At 72.0% G+C, this 17,372-nt stretch carries 14 protein-coding genes; all 14 read right to left on the bottom strand.

All coding sequences use genetic code 11. From position 1 onward, the window contains the following. Positions 1 to 8: 8 nt before the first annotated feature. Positions 9 to 818 carry an alpha/beta fold hydrolase gene (locus EJC51_RS22995; RefSeq protein ID WP_126272825.1) on the bottom strand — a complete coding sequence of 270 codons (810 nt, stop codon included), beginning with the start codon at positions 816 to 818 and terminating at the stop codon, positions 9 to 11. Positions 819 to 910: 92 nt separating this feature from the next. Then, entirely contained in the window at positions 911 to 1,723 is an 813-nt protein-coding gene (dpgD, locus tag EJC51_RS23000) for an enoyl-CoA-hydratase DpgD (RefSeq protein ID WP_207924850.1), read from the bottom strand. After that, a complete protein-coding gene (gene dpgC / locus EJC51_RS23005) occupies positions 1,720 to 3,021 on the bottom strand; it encodes a (3,5-dihydroxyphenyl)acetyl-CoA 1,2-dioxygenase DpgC (protein ID WP_399582626.1) in 1,302 nt (433 codons plus the stop codon). Before dpgC ends, dpgD begins: the two co-directional genes overlap by 4 nt. After that, a complete protein-coding gene (gene dpgB / locus EJC51_RS23010) occupies positions 3,018 to 3,680 on the bottom strand; it encodes an enoyl-CoA-hydratase DpgB (RefSeq protein ID WP_244362795.1) in 663 nt (220 codons plus the stop codon). The genes dpgC and dpgB overlap by 4 nt, the downstream gene beginning before the upstream one ends. 17 nt (positions 3,681 to 3,697) lie before the next feature. After that, positions 3,698 to 4,822, bottom strand: coding sequence for a 3,5-dihydroxyphenylacetyl-CoA synthase DpgA (gene dpgA / locus EJC51_RS23015; protein WP_126272827.1), 1,125 nt, complete (start codon positions 4,820 to 4,822; stop codon positions 3,698 to 3,700). An 87-nt stretch (positions 4,823 to 4,909) separates the two neighbouring features. Next, a complete protein-coding gene (locus tag EJC51_RS23020) occupies positions 4,910 to 6,250 on the bottom strand; it encodes an aminotransferase-like domain-containing protein (RefSeq protein WP_244362797.1) in 1,341 nt (446 codons plus the stop codon). 120 nt (positions 6,251 to 6,370) lie between these two features. Then, complete coding sequence (locus EJC51_RS49205; protein ID WP_126272828.1) at positions 6,371 to 9,136, bottom strand: AAA family ATPase; 2,766 nt, start codon at positions 9,134 to 9,136, stop codon at positions 6,371 to 6,373. A 314-nt stretch (positions 9,137 to 9,450) separates the two neighbouring features. Beyond that, positions 9,451 to 10,377, bottom strand: a complete 927-nt coding sequence (locus EJC51_RS23030; protein WP_244362799.1) for a ParB/RepB/Spo0J family partition protein — start codon at positions 10,375 to 10,377, stop codon at positions 9,451 to 9,453. 388 nt (positions 10,378 to 10,765) lie between these two features. Next, entirely contained in the window at positions 10,766 to 12,895 is a 2,130-nt protein-coding gene (locus EJC51_RS23035) for an ABC transporter ATP-binding protein (protein ID WP_126272829.1), read from the bottom strand. A 46-nt stretch (positions 12,896 to 12,941) separates the two neighbouring features. Further along, a complete protein-coding gene (locus EJC51_RS23040; protein ID WP_079306987.1) occupies positions 12,942 to 13,166 on the bottom strand; it encodes an MbtH family protein in 225 nt (74 codons plus the stop codon). Positions 13,167 to 13,466: 300 nt separating this feature from the next. Continuing rightward, positions 13,467 to 14,726 carry an ABC transporter permease gene (locus tag EJC51_RS23045; protein ID WP_126272830.1) on the bottom strand — a complete coding sequence of 420 codons (1,260 nt, stop codon included), beginning with the start codon at positions 14,724 to 14,726 and terminating at the stop codon, positions 13,467 to 13,469. Continuing rightward, positions 14,723 to 15,445, bottom strand: a complete 723-nt coding sequence (locus EJC51_RS23050) for an ABC transporter ATP-binding protein (protein ID WP_126272831.1) — start codon at positions 15,443 to 15,445, stop codon at positions 14,723 to 14,725. Before EJC51_RS23050 ends, EJC51_RS23045 begins: the two co-directional genes overlap by 4 nt. Then, complete coding sequence (locus EJC51_RS23055; RefSeq protein ID WP_126272832.1) at positions 15,442 to 16,743, bottom strand: peptidoglycan-binding protein; 1,302 nt, start codon at positions 16,741 to 16,743, stop codon at positions 15,442 to 15,444. Before EJC51_RS23055 ends, EJC51_RS23050 begins: the two co-directional genes overlap by 4 nt. Continuing rightward, positions 16,740 to 17,303, bottom strand: a complete 564-nt coding sequence (locus EJC51_RS23060; protein ID WP_244362801.1) for a hypothetical protein — start codon at positions 17,301 to 17,303, stop codon at positions 16,740 to 16,742. The genes EJC51_RS23055 and EJC51_RS23060 overlap by 4 nt, the downstream gene beginning before the upstream one ends. Positions 17,304 to 17,372 lie beyond the last annotated feature (69 nt).

Here is a 17,372-nt window from a genome sequence, read left to right on the forward strand (position 1 = left end):
GGGCGCGCTCAGGCGGCGAGGAAGTCGATGAGCGCGTCGTTCACGGCGTCGGGCCGCTCCAGATAGCCGTAGTGTCCGCAGCCGGGGATCTCGGTGTAGCGGGCGCCCGGGATGGCCCGGGCGAGTTCGCGCGACAGATGCGGGCGCACGACCAGGTCGTCCTGGAAACCGATGACGAGGCAGGGGCGGCTGATCCGGCGGTAGTACGGCAGGCGGTTCGGGATGACCTCCAGGCCGAGTTGCGCGCGGATCGTCGACGGGTCGGGGGCCGAGAGCTCGAAGATGCCGAGCCAGTCCCGCAGCCCGTCCTCGTAGTTGAGGGTGCGGGGCGAGAGGTTCTGGAGGGCCTGCTGGTACGCGGTCACCGAGGGCGGCATCTTGACGCCGCTGTCGGCCAGTTCGATGTCGGCGGCCGACATGGCGGCGATCAGCGCGTCCGCCCGTCCGCAGCTGGCCATCAGCACGGCTCGGCTGACGAGGTCGGGGCGGGCGAGGACGAGTTCCTGCGCGATGAGGCCGCCCAGCGAGTGGCCCACGACCCGGCAGGGGCCCGCCCCCAGGCGCTCGATCAGCGCGGCGACGTCCGCGGTCATGTCGGCGAGGGTGAATCCGACGACGGACGGGCCGGTCGGCGGGATGCCCCGGTTGTCGAGCGTGATCACCCGGTGGCCGGCCGCCCGGAGGGCGGGGACCTGGTGGCTCCGCCAGATCCGGCCCGGGCCGCCGGTGCCGGCGAGCATCACGACGGGCTCCTCCCGGTCGGCGGGGCCGTGGTCTTCGTAATTGAGGTTGATCCCGTTGACGTGCGCGATCGGCATCGGCGTGTCCTTCCGCCGTCGGAAATCAGGAGTTCAGAAGTTCGGGGGCTATCGGGGCGGAGAGCGGTGAGGGCCGAAGCGGCTCTTCCGGCTCAGCGGCCGGACCACACGGGAGCGCGTTTCTCCGCGAAGGCCCGGGGGCCTTCCACGGCGTCCTCGCTGTGCATGCGCCGTTCCTCCCACACGTAGCGGGTGGCGAAGGCCTCCTCCAGCGGCTGGTCGAGCGAGCGCATCACGGACTCCTTGATGGCCCGCACCGACAGGGGCGCGCTGCGCACCAGGTCGTCCGTCCAGGCGGCCACCCGGCGGTCCAGGTCGCCCTCCTCGGCGTCGGCGACCTCGTTGACCAGTCCGAAGTGCAGGGCGGTCGCCGCGTCCATGGTGCGGCCGGTGAGCAGGTACCCCATCGCGGTCTTCAGGGGCAGCTGGCGGGCGAGCCGGAACGCCCCGCCCGCGCCCGGGACCAGGCCGAGCCTGGCCTCGGGCAGGGCGAACACCGCGTCGTGCGAGGCGATGACGAGGTCGCAGGCGAGCGCCAGCTCGAAGCCGCCGCCGAGGGCGTAGCCGTTGACCCGCGCCACCACCGGTTTGGACAGGGTGAACCGCTCGGTGAGCCGGGGCCAGCCGGGCAGGCCCCGGCTGCCGAAGGTGGTGCGCGGGATGCCGGCGTCGTCGAGGCGGCTGCGTTCCTTCAGGTCCTGTCCGACGGAGAAGGCCCGCTCGCCCGCGCCGGTCAGGACGACCGCGCGGAGGTCGTCGTCGGCCTCCACGTCGTCCCAGACGCCGGCGAGTTCCTCGTGCATCCGCAGGTCCATCGCGTTCAGGACCTCGGGCCGGTCGAGGGTGACGTGGGCGACGTGGTCCTTCTTCTCGTACCGCACCCGGGGGCGGTCGGCGGCGCTCACGCGGACCTCGCCGCGAACCTGCCGACCTTGTGGATGACGTCCTCCCCGTAGAGCCGCAGCGCCTGCTGGAGGGCGAACTCCGCCATGTACGCGCGGAACGCGTCGGCGGGTTCCTCGGCGAGGTTGAGCATCCGCCGGTTGGCGAGCACCGCGTCCCCGTCGAAGCGGGCCAGGCTCCGCTCGACGGCGTCGTCCAGCTCCTGCGGGTCCACGACCTCGTCGACCAGCAGCCGTGCCGCGGGCTCGGTGGCCCAGATGCGACGGCCCTCCAGGATCACCTGGCGGGACAGGCGCGGCCCGACGTACCGGCTGAAGCGGAAGTTGGCCACGCCGGGGATGATCCCCTCCTTGGCCGCCGGGAGGCTGAGGTAGGCGTCGGACGCGGCGAGGACGTGGTCGAACACCAGCAGCAGCTGGGCGCCGCCGCCGATCGCGAAGCCGTCGACGGCCGCGACCCAGGGTTTCTCGACGTGGGGCGAGTGCCAGGGCGCGTCGGCGCCCTCGACGCGCAGGCCCCTGACGAGCTTGTGGAGGTAGCCGAGTTCGCGGCGGAGCAGGAAGTCGACCAGGGAGATGTCGCCGGAGCTGAGGTTCTTGAGGTTGATGCCGGCGCTGAAGACCCGCTTGCCGCGGTAGCGGGGGTGGCTCATCTCCCCGCCGCGCAGCAGCCCGACCCGCACGTCCGGGTCGAGGAGGGCCAGGTCGACGGCCGTCTCCATGTCGTCGACCTGCTGGTTGTCCTCGGCGTTGAGCCGGTCGTGCCGGCACATCGTCAGCCGTGCGACACCGTCCCGGCGTTCCAGCCGTACGGCTTCCAGCTCCACGACGCCGGTGCGCCGGAACTCCGGGAGGAGCCGTTCGGCGCGGGCCGTGGGCCGGAGCATGGCGTCGAGAAGGTGCGGGCCGGCCGTGGGCGACCGCAGGACGGCCCGCAGGAAGATGCCCTGGTCTATCTCGTGGCCTTCCTTGTCGGCCTGCGGGCGGCTGCGCTCCTGGGCGAGACGGTCGGCGTCCGGGACCAGTCCGGGGTAGGCGGTCGCGGCGGCCTCGACGAGTTCGTCGAGGCGCAGATGGCGGGTGCGTCCCTCGGTGAGCCGGTCGTACACGGTGTCGGCGTGCGCGTCGAGGAAGCGGGCGCGCAGGGCGCGGGCCCGGTTCTTCGCCGCCTCGGCCTCCTCGCGCTGCTCCGGGGTGCGGCGGGTGGGCTCCGGCAGGGCCGCGAGCGTCTTGTCCACCTGCTCGGCGGCCTCCGTCAGGGCCGGCCACTCCGGTGTCCCGTCGTCGGCCGCCCCCATCAGGCCGCCTCCTCGGCGGTGCGCCGCAGGGCCCGGTCGCAGGCGGCCAGGTGGGGGCCGAGGGCGTCCTCGAAGCTGATGGTGGCCGCGTCGAAGAGCAGCTGGCGGCGCAGGGCGATCTCCTTGCCGGACAGGCCCTCCAGGCGCTGCACGGCGGTGGCCGCCGCGGTGTCGGGCGTCTCGGTCAGCTCGTCGGCGATGCCCAGCATCAGCGCCTCGGGGGCCTGGATCGGCTGGCCGAACAGGACGGCGCGGCGGGCGCGCGCGGCACCGGCCAGGCGGGCGAGCCGGAAGACGGCCATGCCGGGCCAGGTGGCCTCCCCCTCGAAGGGCAGGAGCAGCCGGCTGCTGCGGGTCGCGATCCGGATGTCGGCGGTGAGGAACGCGTCGAGGGCCGTTCCGCCGCTGTCGCCGGTCGCGACCGCGACGGTCACCGCGGGCAGCCGCTCCAGCCGCCGCAGCACCCGCTCCCACTTGGTGACGAGGGCGACGTCCAGCCCGGCGGTCCAGCCCGGCGCGGGGGCGCCGGTGACGCGCAGGACCACGGCCCCGCCCCGGTCCTCCACCTCGTCGCACAGGACGGTGACGTCCTTGATGGCCTTGATCGACAGCGGCTGGGAGCCGTCGATGGTCAGTGTCGTCACGTCGCTCAGCTCGCTCACTGCACTCTCTCCTGTTGTCACCACTGCACCAGCGCCGTCTCGAGCGTGGAGCCCGGGCCCATGGTCATGAGCACTCCGTAGTCGCCGGGCCGGGTCACCTGCTCGTCGAGGAGTCGTTCGTACGAGAAGAGGAACGACCCGCTCGACACGTTTCCGTAGTCCCGCAGGACGCCGACGGTGTGCCGCAGGTCGTGGCGGGTCAGCCCGAGGTTGACCACGACCGCGTCGATCACCTTCTTGCCGCCGGAGTGCACGAGCCAGTGGCCGATGTCGCTGCGCCGCAGACCGGTGTCCCCGAGCAGGCGGTCGACCACGATCTCGGCGTGCGCGCCGACGACGTACGGGATCTGGGGGTCGAGATAGAAGCTGAAGCGGTCCAGCTCGCGGTCCCAGTCGTAGCGCATCGCGCCGATCGCCTCGGGGATGATGCAGCTGGCGAACTTCAGGACGGTCGGGCCCTCGGTGGTCCCGGACGCCTCGTCACCGGGCCCGCTCATCAGGGCGATCGCCCCGGCGCCGTCGCCGAAGAGGCTGTTGACGACCGCGGTGCGCATCGAGGAGTCCATCGCGTACGCCGCCGAGCAGGCCTCCGTGCAGAGCACGACGGCGAGTTCGCCGGGGTGCGCGGCGGACCAGCCGGCGACCACGTTGAGCGCGTTGAGGCCCGCGTTGCAGCCCATGCCGACGATGTCGCTGCGGCTGCAGTGCCGGTCGATGCCCAGCTCACGGATCATCAGGGCGCTGAGGCCGGGGGTGAGGAAGCCGGTCGACGACACGCAGCACAGGTGCCGCAGGTCGGAGAGCTCGGCGCCGGCCCGCTTCAGACAGGCGCGCAGTGCCTCGGCGCCCATCTCGACCGCCATGGCCTTGTGCTTGTCGAGGAGGTCGCCCTGCGGTTCGGGGGCGCGGACACCGTCGGTGCCCGGTTCCGGCAGGGTGAGGTGGCGCCGGTCGATGGCGCTGTTGGCGAAGACGGACCGGATCTTCGGGTCGGTGATGGCGAAGGCGTCGAGCACCTCCTGCTGGGAGTAGACGGCGGCCGAGGTGGCCGTCCCCACTCCGAGGATCCGCGGCCGGTACGGCGTCTTCAGGGCGCCGTCACCGGTCAGGGTGACCGGCGGCCGGTCCAGAATGACTGTCATCGAAAAGTCCACCCCCACATGCGCGGCTTGGACCGCGATCGCTGTGCATGGCTGTTCCCGCTCACTTGCCTCGCCTTTCCGGAGAGTTCACGACGCCGAAGCCTGTGACTCGATGAACCGCGCGAGCCGCTCGGTGCCTTCTTCGATATCGGCGGTCGTCAGATAGCTGGTGGAGAGACGGAGGGCCTGGTGGCCGCCGCCTTGCGGATAGAAGTAGTTCATCGGCGTCCAGATGACGCCGAATTCCTCTGCCGACCGGGTCAGGGCCGCGTTGTCCGCCCGGAAGGGAACGTGGACCGTGAGGAAGAAGCCGCCGGTGGGTTCGTTCCAGCGCACGCCCAGGGCGGTCCGCCGGGCCTCGGGCAGCCGGGCGTCCAGGGCCCGCAGCGTGGTGCGCATCGCGTCGCCGTAGTAGGCGGCCGGTTCCGCGTTGAGCTCGGACAGCCGGCCGTCGCCGGCCAGCAGGGCGCCCGCGACGGCGGCCTGGCTCAGCGACGAGGTGTTGACCGTCACCATGCTCTTGATCTTGGCGAGTTCGGCGGCCAGCAGGCCGGTCCGGCCCTCGGCGTCGACGACCTGCTGGTCGGCGACGGCGAAGCCGACCCGGGCGCCCGGGAAGACCGTCTTGGCGAACGAGCCGAGGTGGACGACGCGGCGGGCCCGGTCCAGGGACTTGAGCGTCGGCAGCGGTGTGCCGGGGCTCACCCGGCGGTACGGGCTGTCCTCGATGAGGAGGATGCCGTGCCGCTCGGCCGCCTCCAGCAGCGCGTGGCGCGTCGGCAGGTCCATCGTGGTGCCGGACGGGTTGGAGTGGTCGGGGATCACGTAGAGGGCGCGGGGCCGCCGTCCCCGGGCGCGCTCCCGCAGGATCGCGGCCTCCAGGTCGGCGCGGGAGAACCCGTCCTCCCGCTCCTCCACGGCGGTCACCGGCACGCCCAGCAGCCGGGCCACGCCGGTGATGCCCACATAGCAGGGGCTCGCCACCAGGAGCGTGTCCTCGGGCCCGGCGGTCAGGGCCCGCACCACCAGCAGCATGGCCTCCTGGGCGCCGACCGTGATCACGATCGACTCGGGCGGTACGTCGATGTCCTCGTCCTTGCGCAGCGAGTCGGCGACGATCTCCCGGATCTGGCCCGCGGTGGGCCCGTACTGGTACATCGCGGTGCGGATGTCCTGCTCGGTGGCGCCCTGCGCCGCCAGGTGGTCCAGGTAGCGGCGCAGGTAGGTGAAGATCTGCTCGGTGTCGAAGAACCCGTCGTAGGGCCTGCCGGGCGCGAAGGAGATCGCGTCCGGGAAGTGGTGGGTGACCTCGTTGAGGAAGGTCATCGTGTCCAGGACGGGGTCCGAGAGGCTGGGGTGCAGGTCGTCCTTGCGCAGCGCCTGGACCGCGGTTTCCGGGGATTCTTCCAGCACGAGATCCAGGCCCATGAATTCCCCCCGGCGGATTCGGATTTGGCAGGTTGATTTCCTCGACCAGAATCACACGATCGCAATCCTGGTCACAACTCTGTCCAACAGCCCGAAACCGTCACTTGGACGGGGGGTTATTCATCTGACATTCGGCGAGCAGGAGGCCTCGGAAAGACCGGTGATTGCCGCCGGAAGATCGGCCCTGCCGCGTACCTTCAATTTCCGGTATATTTTTGTCAGGTGCTGTTCCACGGTGCTGACCGTGATGGAGAGCCGGTCGGCGATATCCCGGTTGGTGCGGCCGGCGGCGGCGAGCGCCCCGACGCGGAGTTCGGCGTCGGTGAGTTCGGCCAGCGGCGCGGGCAGCGCCTCCCGGTCGAGCGGGGGCGGCGCGTCCCACAGCGCGACCGGCGGCCCCACCGGCGCGTCGACCTGGGCCGCGTGCCGGGCGGCCTGCGCGTCGGCGCGGGCCCGCCGCAGTTCCAGACCGTCACCGCAGGCGTCGAGGACGCGCTCGGCCTCCTGGAGCAGGCGCAGCCGGTGCCGGGGCGTGCTCACCGCCGCGAGATGGCGCAGGGCGGTGCCGCGGGCCCGGCTGGGCCGCGTGCCGAGCCGGGTGAGGTGTTCCTCGATCCGCTCGCGGGCGTGCCGGCGGTCGCCGAGGGCGATGAGGGCGGCGGCCGCGTCGTTGCGCCAGTCCACGAGTTCCGGGGAGTCGAGTTCCCACTTCGCCATCAGCTCGCCGCACGACTCGAAGTCCCGCAGGGCCGCGCGCGGCCGGTGCAGGGCGAGCCGGAAACGGCCCAGGGCATGGAGGTAGGGCAGGGCGAAGGGCGTGCCGAACATGACCATGGGAACGGGCACGTTGAGAAAGGCCCGCGCGGTCTCGATGTCGCCGGCCTCGGTCGCCGCGCGGATCGCCAGGGCCAGCGGCAGGCCGATCGCGATGCCCCAGGCCTCGGGGGTGACGAGGTCGAGCGCGGTCCTGGTGGCCTCGCCCGCGCCCTCGACGTCACCGCGGCCCAGGGCGGCGGCCGCCCGGATCGTCTCCAGCAGGGCGTGTCCCAGGGGGATCCGCCGGGTGCGGGGCTCGTCCAGCAGCCGCTCCGCCTGGAGCACCGCCCTGTCCAGCCGCTGGGCCCCGATCAGGAAGATCAGTGCCACCAGCGGGTCCGCGAACGGGGTCACGCTGCCGGGGCCGGGCAGCAGCCGGCCGGCGGCGCGGCCCTTCTCGAACTCGACGAGGTCGGCCGCGAGGGTGAGGAACGTACGCGGCGACATGGTGGCCGCCCGGCCCGCCGGTTCCCCCGTCCCCGCCGTCCGCGCGTGGGCCGCCGTACGGGTCGCCGCTCTGGTGCCGCGCCGCAGGCCGGGGCAGCAGAAGGAGAGCCAGAGCCGGACCAGGGCGGGGTCCGAGCGGTTGAGGGCGGGCGGGTAGCCCGCGGTGTCCCAGGCCTGCTCGGGGCCGGCGCCCTCGCGCGCCTCGATGATCCGCAGCAGGTCGTCGGCCTGCGCGAACTCGCCCCGCCACACCTTCTGCTTGACGACGACCAGGGCGTCGGAGCCGGTCAGCTGCCCGGCGCGCACCATCCGGCCGAGCTGCGGGAGGTACCGGGACGCCTTCGCGGGGTCCATGGACCACTGGGCCTCCGCGAGGGCGGCGATCACCTCCGCTTCCTGGTCGGCGTCGGTGCACAGGCCGGAGGCGTGCCGCAGATGGTCGACGGCGGCGGCGAGGTCACCGGCGGCCAGGGCCTCGCGCGCGGCCTCCCGCAGGATGTCGAGCTGCCAGGCGGCTCCGGCCGGGTCGTGGGCCGCGAGGAGCTGCCGGGCCACCACCGCGGCCGGGGCGCCGCTCTCCCGGAGCACCTCGGCGGCCCGGGTGCGCAGGGCGTGGAGGTCCGGTCCGGGGATGTCCGCCAGGACGGTCAGCCGGGCGCGTTCGTGGCCGAACCAGGCGCCCGAGAACAGTCCGGCCGCGCGCAGCTCGGTGATGCTCCAGCGCACGGAGGTCGCGTCCGCCCCCAGGAGGGTGCCGATCAGCGCCGGGGTGACCGACTCGCCGAGGACCGCGGCGGCCCGGGCGACGGCGAGCAGGGTCGGCTCACCGCGGTGGAGACAGCGCAGGAAGGCGTTGCGGAACGCCTCGTGGGGCGTCGGGGCGCCGCGTCCGACGGCTTCCGGGGTGCCGCACGTCGCGGTGTCCTCGATCAGGGCCTCCAGCAGCAGCGGGTTCCCGCCGCTGGTCCTGGCCCACAGCTCGACGGCCTCCGGCGCCGCGGCGCGCGCCGCCGGATGCCCGGCCAGCAGGGCGGCGACCCCGTCGACGCCGAGCGGTCCGATCCGCAGCCGCCGGCAGTACGGCAGGTGCAGGGTCTCGGCGTGCAGCGCCGCGAGGGTCCGGTCGTGGCCGGCGGTCTCGGTCAGGACGACCAGGACGGGCAGCGCGTCGATGCGTCGTACGAGATAGCGCAGGCACTGAAGTGACGCCTCGTCGGCGAAGTGCACGTCGTCGGCGTGCAGGACGAGCGGTCCGCGGCCGGCGAGTTCGGCGACGGAGCGGTGGATGCGCTGCATGAGGGCGCGCGGCACGCGTCCGCTCGCTTCCGCCGCCTTGGCGAGTTCGGTGGCGGCCGGTGGTCCGTCGACGGGGCCCGTCGCCCGCATCGCGGTGACCAGTTGGTCGATCAGTCCCAGTCTGTCGAGGCTCTCGCTCGCGGCGCCGGTCACCGACAGGAAGGTTCCTTGTCTTGCCGTGACCTGCTGGGCCAACGCCCGGACCAGGGTGGTCTTGCCGCAGCCCACGGGGCCGTTGACGATGACCAGGGCTCCCTTTCCGGCCACGCACCCCTCGTAGAGCTCTCGCAGCAGACCGAGTTCTCCGTCCCTTTCATGGAGCTTCACAGGTACCCCCCGTACCTACGCCGACCCGTGAGTATTTGAGGTCAGAACCAAACCGTCTCTGACCTGCAACTACATCGCCAGGATAGCGGCTCATTAGCGCCAGCACGGCAAGATTTCGGCCACTCGGCGAGACGAAAGGGGGCGATTTTCGGACAGCCGACGGCCGATAATTCATAGGGAACTCAAAAGGAAGACACCGAACCCATCGGCGAATAACGGGCGAAGGATTCGCGCCATCAGCCGTGGAGCACCGAACAGGAAAACCGTCGCGAAAGCGGCAACTTTCGCGACGGTCGACATTCCGAAATGCGGTCTCAGCCGATCTGGGCGACGTCGTCCCTGACCCGCTCGGCGAAATCCGACCACAGGTCGGCGAACTGCCGGGCGAGATCGGCCACGATGTCGCTGCAGTGCGGCGGGACGTTGCTGACGATCGCCTCCCACTCCTCCTTGCGCAGCGAGTGCAGGACGAGCAGGCGCAGCAGGTTGCGGCCGGTCTCGGTGAAGCGCAGTGCCGGGTCGGCCTTCAGCCGCTTGATGAGCACGGCGCGGTCCGGCGCCTGCGTCATGTCCGGACGGGTCCGGGGAGCCGGCCGGGCGAGTCGCAGCGCCCCGAACTCCCCGCGGCCGGGCGGCTCCCCGGGTTCGGGCCGCTCCTGCTTGCGCCGGCGCTGCCGGGGCAGCGGGTCCTCGCCGTTGCGCAGCCGGTTGCGGACGTCCCGGGCGGTCTCGGGGGAGATCCCCGCCGCCCGCGCGACCTGACGAAGCGACAGCTCCGGGTTCTCCGTGAGCAGTTCACCCGCCAGGATGCGGCCGGTACTGCCGTCGACCGGCCGCAGTCTGCCGTCCTGGCCGAGCCGCCGCCCCTCCGGTCCCGGCAGCTGGACGACCCGCTTGCGGATCTCGCCGACGGTCCCGGGGGCGATCCCGGTGACCGAGGCGACCCTGCGGTCCGACCACTGCGGATGGGAGACGACGATGCGCTCGGCGGCGCGCTTGCGGTCGGCGAGCGCCAGCGGAAGGCCGTGATGGACATTGAGTTGGACCGCCAGGACGAAGGCCGCGGCTTCGTCGCCGTCGAAGAACCGGGCGGCGATCCTGCTCTCGCCGCGCAACCGGGCGGCCTTCAGCCGGTGGTAGCCGTCGATGACCCGCATCGTCTGCCGGTGCACCGTGATCGGCGGCAGCGGATTCTGCGCCGCCGCGAGTACCTGAATGTGCTCCGTTCTCTCTCCGGCCAACCGTGGCGATCCGGACAGGCTCAACGAGCCGATCTCGACCTCCACGACGGGCTGCTGACTTATTGCTCCCTCGGACTCCACCCCAGCTCCTTACATCCCCACGCTGCTGCGAAAGGCGGTTGCCGTCCACGAAGAAGAATTTCTCGTCCGAGCACGCTTTCTGCCGAAAATCCATCGCCGGTGGTCCGAATGTGGGGGGAGCGATTTCACAAGGTCGACATTTGCATGCTTCAGATGTGACCGAAATTAACAGCCTGACATCCTGGGCGAAACCCCTGCGGTTCGAGCGGTCCTCCCCCCTACCTCTAGGGGGTGTGGGTGTGAGCTGGGCAAAGAGGTGCCCGCGACGCCGTGGGAGCGTCGCGGGCACCGGTCTTCCGGGTCGTACTCAGTGGGGCCGGGGGCCTCCCGGTCCGCCGGGGCCCTGGGGGCCGGGGCCGAAGACGACCGGCCGCGGTCCGGGCCCGGGGCCTGGTCCGGGCATCCCCGGGCCCCCCGCCATCCCCGGGCCGCCGGGACCGCCCGGGCCCTCGGGGCCGCCGGGGCCGAAGAAGACCGGCCCCCCGTGGCCGTGGCCGACCGGTTCCGGGACCCGCTGCTGCGGCGCCTCCTCGACCTCGGCCACCTCCTCGTCGATGAGGGCCGGCGTGGCGAACTGGGTGCGGTACAGCTCGGCGTAGAGCCCGCCGAGCGCGAGCAGTTCGTCATGGGTGCCGCGCTCCGCGATCCGTCCCTGGTCCAGGACGATGATCTGGTCCGCGTCCCGGATGGTGGACAGCCGGTGCGCGATGACCAGGGAGGTGCGGCCCGCGAGCGCGGTCTTCAGGGCCAGTTGCAGGGCGGCCTCGGACTCGGAGTCCAGGTGCGCGGTCGCCTCGTCGAGCACCACCACCGGCGGGGCCTTGAGCAGCAGCCGGGCCATGGCGATGCGCTGCTTCTCGCCGCCGGAGAGCCGGTAGCCGCGGTCGCCGACCATGGTGTCGAGGCCGTCCGGCAGGGAGGCGACCAGCCGCCAGATCTGGGCGGCCCGGCAGGCCGCGACCAGCTCCTCCTCGGTGGCGTCCGGGCGGGCGTAGAGCAGGTTCTCCCGGATGGTGGTGTGCAGCAGGTGCCCGTCCTGGGTGACCATGCCGACCGTGTCGGTCAGCGACTGAAGGGTCAGGTCGCGCACGTCGCGGCCGTCGATGAGGACGGTGCCCTCCTCCGGGTCGTACAACCGCGGGACCAGATGCGTGACGGTGGTCTTGCCCGCCCCGGACGGGCCGACCAGCGCGGTGAGCTTGCCGGCCGGCACGGTGAAGCTGAGGTCGCGCAGCGCCCAGCTGTCGCCGGCCTGCTCGCGCGTCGGCGTGGCGAAGTCCTCCAGGGAGGCCAGCGAGACGTCGGCGGGCCTCGGGTGCCGGAACGAGACCCCGCGGAACTCGACGCCCGGGGCCGTCTCGCGGGCGCTCGCGGGGGGCAGCGCCACCGCGTCGGGCTTCTCGGTGACCAGCGGCTTCAGGTCGAGGATCTCGAAGAGCCGGTCGAAGCTGACGAGCGCCGTCATCGCGTCGGCCTGGGCGTTCGACAGCTGGCCGACCGGTGCCATCAGCCGGGTGAGCAGCGTGGCGAGGGCGACCAGGGTGCCGACCTCGAAGACGCCGTTCACGGAGAGGGTGCCGCCGACGCCGTAGACGACGGCGGTGGCGATCGAGCCGATGAACATGCTCGACAGGAACAGCAGTTTCATCGACACCGAGTTGCGCACGCCGATGTCCCGGCCGCGGGCGGCGAGCCGCGCATAGCCGGCGGTCTCCCGGTCCGGGCGGCTGTACAGCTTGGCCAGCAGCGCGCCGGCGACGTTGAACCGCTCGTGCATGAGCGAGCCCATCTCGGCGTTGACCTGCATGTGCCGTCGGGCCAGGCCCTGGAGCCGGCGGCCGACGAGCCGGCCGGGGAGGATGAAGAACGGGACCAGGACCAGGGAGATCAGGGTGATCGTCCAGGACAGGTAGAACATCGTGCCGAGCACGAACAGGACGGTCAGCCCGGCGGAGACCACCGTGGAGAGCATCTGGGTGACCGCCTGCTGGGCGCCGATCACGTCGGTGTTCAGCCGGCTCACCAGCGCGCCGGTCTGGGCGCGGGTGAAGAAGGCCAGCGACTGGCGCTGCACATGGTCGAAGACCTGCACCCGCAGGTCGTAGACGAGCCCCTCGCTGACCTTGGCGGAGAACCAGCTCTCCCCGAAGCCCACCACGGCTGCCAGGACGGAGACCGCGGCGACCGCGCCCGCGAGCCAGGCCACGGTCCGGTTGTCGCCGGCCATGATGCCGTCGTCGATCAGGTACTTCAGGAGCAGGGGCGGGGCCACCGCGCACAGGGCGTTCAGCGTGGTGCAGACCACGAGGAAGCCGATGGAGCGGCGGTGCCCGCGGGTGTACGGGATGATCCTTCTCGTCGTTCCGGGCTTCGCCCGCTGGGTGTTGTTCGAGGAATCCGGCCCGTCGGACCGGATCATGACGGGTCCGCCCATCATGGCCACGGGTACTCCCTGGGTAGCGTCGCTGCGGTCGGGCGGGCCACTAGCGGGCCGCCTCGGTCTCCTTCATGGCGTCGATGAGGCTCTGCGGACGGAGATCCGTCCAGCTCTCCTCCACATAGGCGAGGCATTCCTTGCGCGAGGCCTCTCCGAAAACGAGCCGCCAGCCATTCGGAATTTCAGCGAATGCAGGCCACAACGAGTGCTGATTTTCCCTGTTCACGAGCACCAGAAAGGTCCCGTCTTCATCATCGAACGGGTTCGCCATTAGTCACTCCCGCGGATCGGATTAATTCCTCGATGGATAGGAAAACCTTAGCCCGAGCCATATGGGCCGAACAAGGTTCACCAATTCGGGGAAACAATCCGCGGCAATAGATATTCACTTTTCACGGGGGCCGGGCGGAGCCGGCTCACAGTCTGACCTGCGGGCGCCCGGCGCGACAGCTCGTCCAACCGGCCGACCCGGGCAGTTGGACACCGGACGACCAGGGTGCGGCGCCTCCGCCGGCGGGGGATGGCGACGGAGGCGCCGCGGTCCGGAATGTCAAGCCACCGTCCAGGGCGGCTAGTTGGTCGCGAGGGCCTCCGTCGGAGGGAGCCGGGCCGCGCGGACCGCGGGGTAGAAGCCGGCCAGTCCGCCGATGGCGAGGGTGGCGGCCAGGCCCCCGGCCATCGCCCACAGCGGCACCAGGGCCGCCCACCCCTGATAGGCGGCGTAGCCGTCGGTCACCCCGATGCCCAGCAGGACACCGCCGAGGCCACCGAGCCCGGACAGCAGCAGCGCCTCGGCGAGGAACTGGACCCTGATCTGGCCCCGGGTGGCGCCGAGTGAGCGGCGCAGTCCGATCTCCGAGCGGCGTTCCAGCACCGAGATGACCATGGTGTTGGCCACCCCGACCCCGCCGACCAGCAGCGCGACCCCGCCCAGGCCGAGGAGCAGCCCGCTCAGCGACTTGTCCGCGGCGTGCTTGGCGGCCAGCGCGTCGGAGGGGCGGGAGACGTTGACCTCGTTGGGGTCCTCCGGGGAGACCGTCGGGCCCAGCACGCTGTGCACCGTCTCGACTTCAGCGTCCTTCGCCCGGGTGTAGACGGTCGTCGGGTAGCCGTCGAAGGACAGTTCCTTCTCCGCGACCGTCCAACCGACGAAGGCCTGGGTGTCAAGGGCGGGCAGCAGTTCGTTGGGGGCCAGCAGCCCCACCACGGTGAACCAGCGGTTGCCGAGCCACACCTGGACGTCCGTCCCGGCCCGGTGGATGCCCAGGCTGCGTGCCGTCTCCGCGCCCAGCACCACGGCCGGGTAGCGGCTGTTGGCGTTGTTGAGCCAGCGGCCGTCGACGATCTTCCCGCCGATGGAGCGCAGCAGGTCCGTACGGGCCGCGCTGACCGTCAGACCGCCCGACTCCACCGCCGGCACCCGGTCGTTGCGGTAGAGCTTCGCGTCCGTGGTGCCCGTCGCGGAGGCCGAGAGCACCTCGGGCCGGTTCGCGATCATGGCGACGGCGTCCTCCGACAGATGGGCGTTGTCGCCGGTCATGGTGGTGCCGGGGGCGACGGTGAGCAGATTGGTGCCGAGCGCCTCCAACTGCTTGTTGAGGTCGTTGGTCGACGAGGTGGAGATGCCCACCACGCCGATCATCGCGGCGATGCCGATCGCGATGCCGAGGGCCGACAGGAAGACCCGCATGGGGCGCGAGCGCAGACCCCAGCCGCCCACCCGGGCCACGTCCGACAGGCTCAGCCGGGCCGCCTTGGGGCGCGGCGGCGGGGGCAGATCGGCCCAGGGCCGCTGCCGTTCGGCCGGCAGCGCCGGATACGCCGTGCTCATCGCCCCACCCCCGTGTACGTCAGGGCCCGCGGCCCCGGTGATCCCGAGTCGTGCTCGATCCGGCCGTCCCGCACCCTGACCTCGCGCGGCAGGGACGCCGCGATGTCCCGGTCGTGGGTGATGACGACGACCGTCGTGCCGGCCTCGTGCAGTTCGTGGAGCAGCTCCATCACCACTGTCCCCGAGCGGGAGTCCAGCGCGCCGGTCGGCTCGTCGGCCAGCAGCAGCGGCGGATCGCCGACCACCGCCCGGGCGATCGCCACGCGCTGCTTCTCACCGCCGGACAGCTGCTGCGGCTCGTGGAAGAGCCGGTGCCCCAGGCCCACCCGGCGCAGTGCCACCTCGGCGACCCGGCGCCGCTCCCGGCGCGGCCGTCCGCTGTACAGCAGGCCGTCCGCCACGCTGTCCAGCGCGGACACCCCGGAGGCGAGATGGAACTGCTGGAAGACGAAGCCGATGGTGCCGGCCCGCAGCGCCGACAGTTCACGGTCGTTGAGGGAGTCCACCTCGTGCCCGGCGATCGCCACCGTCCCGGAGGTGGGCCGGTCCAGGGTGCCCATGATGTTGAGCATGGTGGACTTGCCCGAGCCCGAGGGGCCGACGACCGCGAGCATCTCGCCGCGGTGGACCACCAGGTCCGCCTCGACCAGGGCGGCCACGTCCCCGTACGACTTGCCGACCCCGGCCAGCTCGATCACCGGGTGGGCGGTGACGGTCACTTCGGGACCCCCACGACGGTGCCCTCGGTGATGCCGGTGCCGGAGACCTCGACCATGCCGTTGCCGAACATGCCGAGCTTCACGTCGCGGTACTCGGTCTTCGTCCCGGTCACCACCTCGACCGCGTAGCCGCCGCCCGGCCGCGCGAACAGGGCGCTGATCGGCACCGCGAGCACGTTCGAGCGGGCTTCGGCCGCGAACTCGACACTGACGGAGGCCGCCTGGTAGGCGCCGAGCTTCTTGGCGTCCTCGACCTTCAGCTCCACCGGCACGGTGGCGTTCGAGGAACCCGAGCCCGAGGACTTCTGCTGGTCCCCGCCCTCGCCCCCGGAGTCGCCCGACGAGGTCGGCGTACCGATGTCCGTCACCACGGCGGTCACCGTGGTGTTGTCCGGCAGCGTGACGGTCGACTTCCCGCCCTTCTTCGCCAGGTCCGCGTACTGCACGGGCAGGTCGACGGAGATGACCCGGTCGGTGCCCGTCCAGGTGAGCACGTCACCGGTGAGGCTGTCGCCGACGGCGAGGCCCGCCTTGGCGACCCGCCGCGCGCCGGACGCCACCACCGCGTCGCCGGGCGCGACCTCCCCGGTCTCCGTACGGCCGAGGTCGTCCTGCCACTCCTCGACGGCGGCGGCCGTGTCCGAGGTGTAGTCGGAGTCCACCGTGAAGCCGTCGTAGCCGAGCGCCTTCAGGTTCTTCTCCAGCATCCTGACGTCGCTGCCGCTGACGCCCGGCTTCAGCGTCCGGTACAACGGCACCGAGCCGTACAGCAGCGGCACCGACTCCTGGTTGACCTTGTAGACCGGCTTGCCGCGGGTGATGGTGTCGCCGTCGGAGGGCATCCAGGTGACGATCCCGGCGGCCGCCCCGCCCCCGCCCTGCGCCTGCCCGGACCCGGCCGAGCCGGACGCGGCCGGGGCCTGCACGGCCACCGTGTCGCCGTACCCGAGCTGCCCGTCCAGGGCCTGCGAGCTGGTCAGCGTCGTCCGCTTCACCTGCGTCGTGGCGGGCGGCCCGGACGGCGCCGTCGCCTCCGTCCCGTCGTCCCCGCCGCCGAACACCCCGAGGGCGGCACCGGCCGCGGCCGCGGCGACCACCGCCGCGCACGCGACGACCAGGGCGATCCGCACCCCGCGGCGGCGACGGCGGCGGTCCACCGGCGCCTCGTCCACGGCGCCGCCGCTCCCCTCGTAGGAAGGGGAGGGGATGGCCTCGGGCCGCAGCTCCAGCTCCCCGCCGTCGACGCCCGGCGCTTCCTCGGGGGCCCGCGCGACGGTCCCCTCCTCCTGACTGGTCATCCCTGCGGTCCTCCCATGAAGGCGAGCGTGCCGCCGGGCCGGATGCTGTAGCAGGCCTCGGCCGCCTTCGAGAACTTCGGGTCGTCCCGCCCGGTCAGGCCGGAGGCGTTGGCGTCGATGACGATCGTGTTCCCGTTCACCTGCGGGTCGGGGAAGTTGGGTACGCCGTTCTCACGGATGCACTTCGCCCAGGCGGCGACCTTCGTCGCGTCGAAGGCCCGGCTGCCGGCGGCATCACCGGTGTCGCCCTGGTACAGCAGGCCCTGGCAGGCGGACTGGGCCGACTTGAAGGTCGGCGAGTTCTGGTCGACGCCCTGCGGGATGACGAGCTTCACGCCGCCCCCGCTGTCCTTCTCCGGGTCGGGGAACTCCGAGACACCGTGCTCGCGCATGCACTTCGCGTAGGCCACGCCCGCGCTTTCCGTGCCGCCCGCGCTGGAAGAGGAGGAGTCCGCGCCGCCCTCGCTGGTCACGGTCGCGTCCTTGTCGCCCGACGAACAGCCGGCGAGAAGTGCTCCTGCTGTCATCACGGACAGCACCGCCAGGAGGGGCCCGGTCATGCGCTTCTGATGGTTATTCGGCATACCAGAAGTTCTACGGGGCGCCCGGTCACACCAGGGTTGCAACGG

The sequence above is a fragment of the Streptomyces aquilus genome (assembly GCF_003955715.1).
Lineage (GTDB): Bacteria > Actinomycetota > Actinomycetes > Streptomycetales > Streptomycetaceae > Streptomyces > Streptomyces aquilus.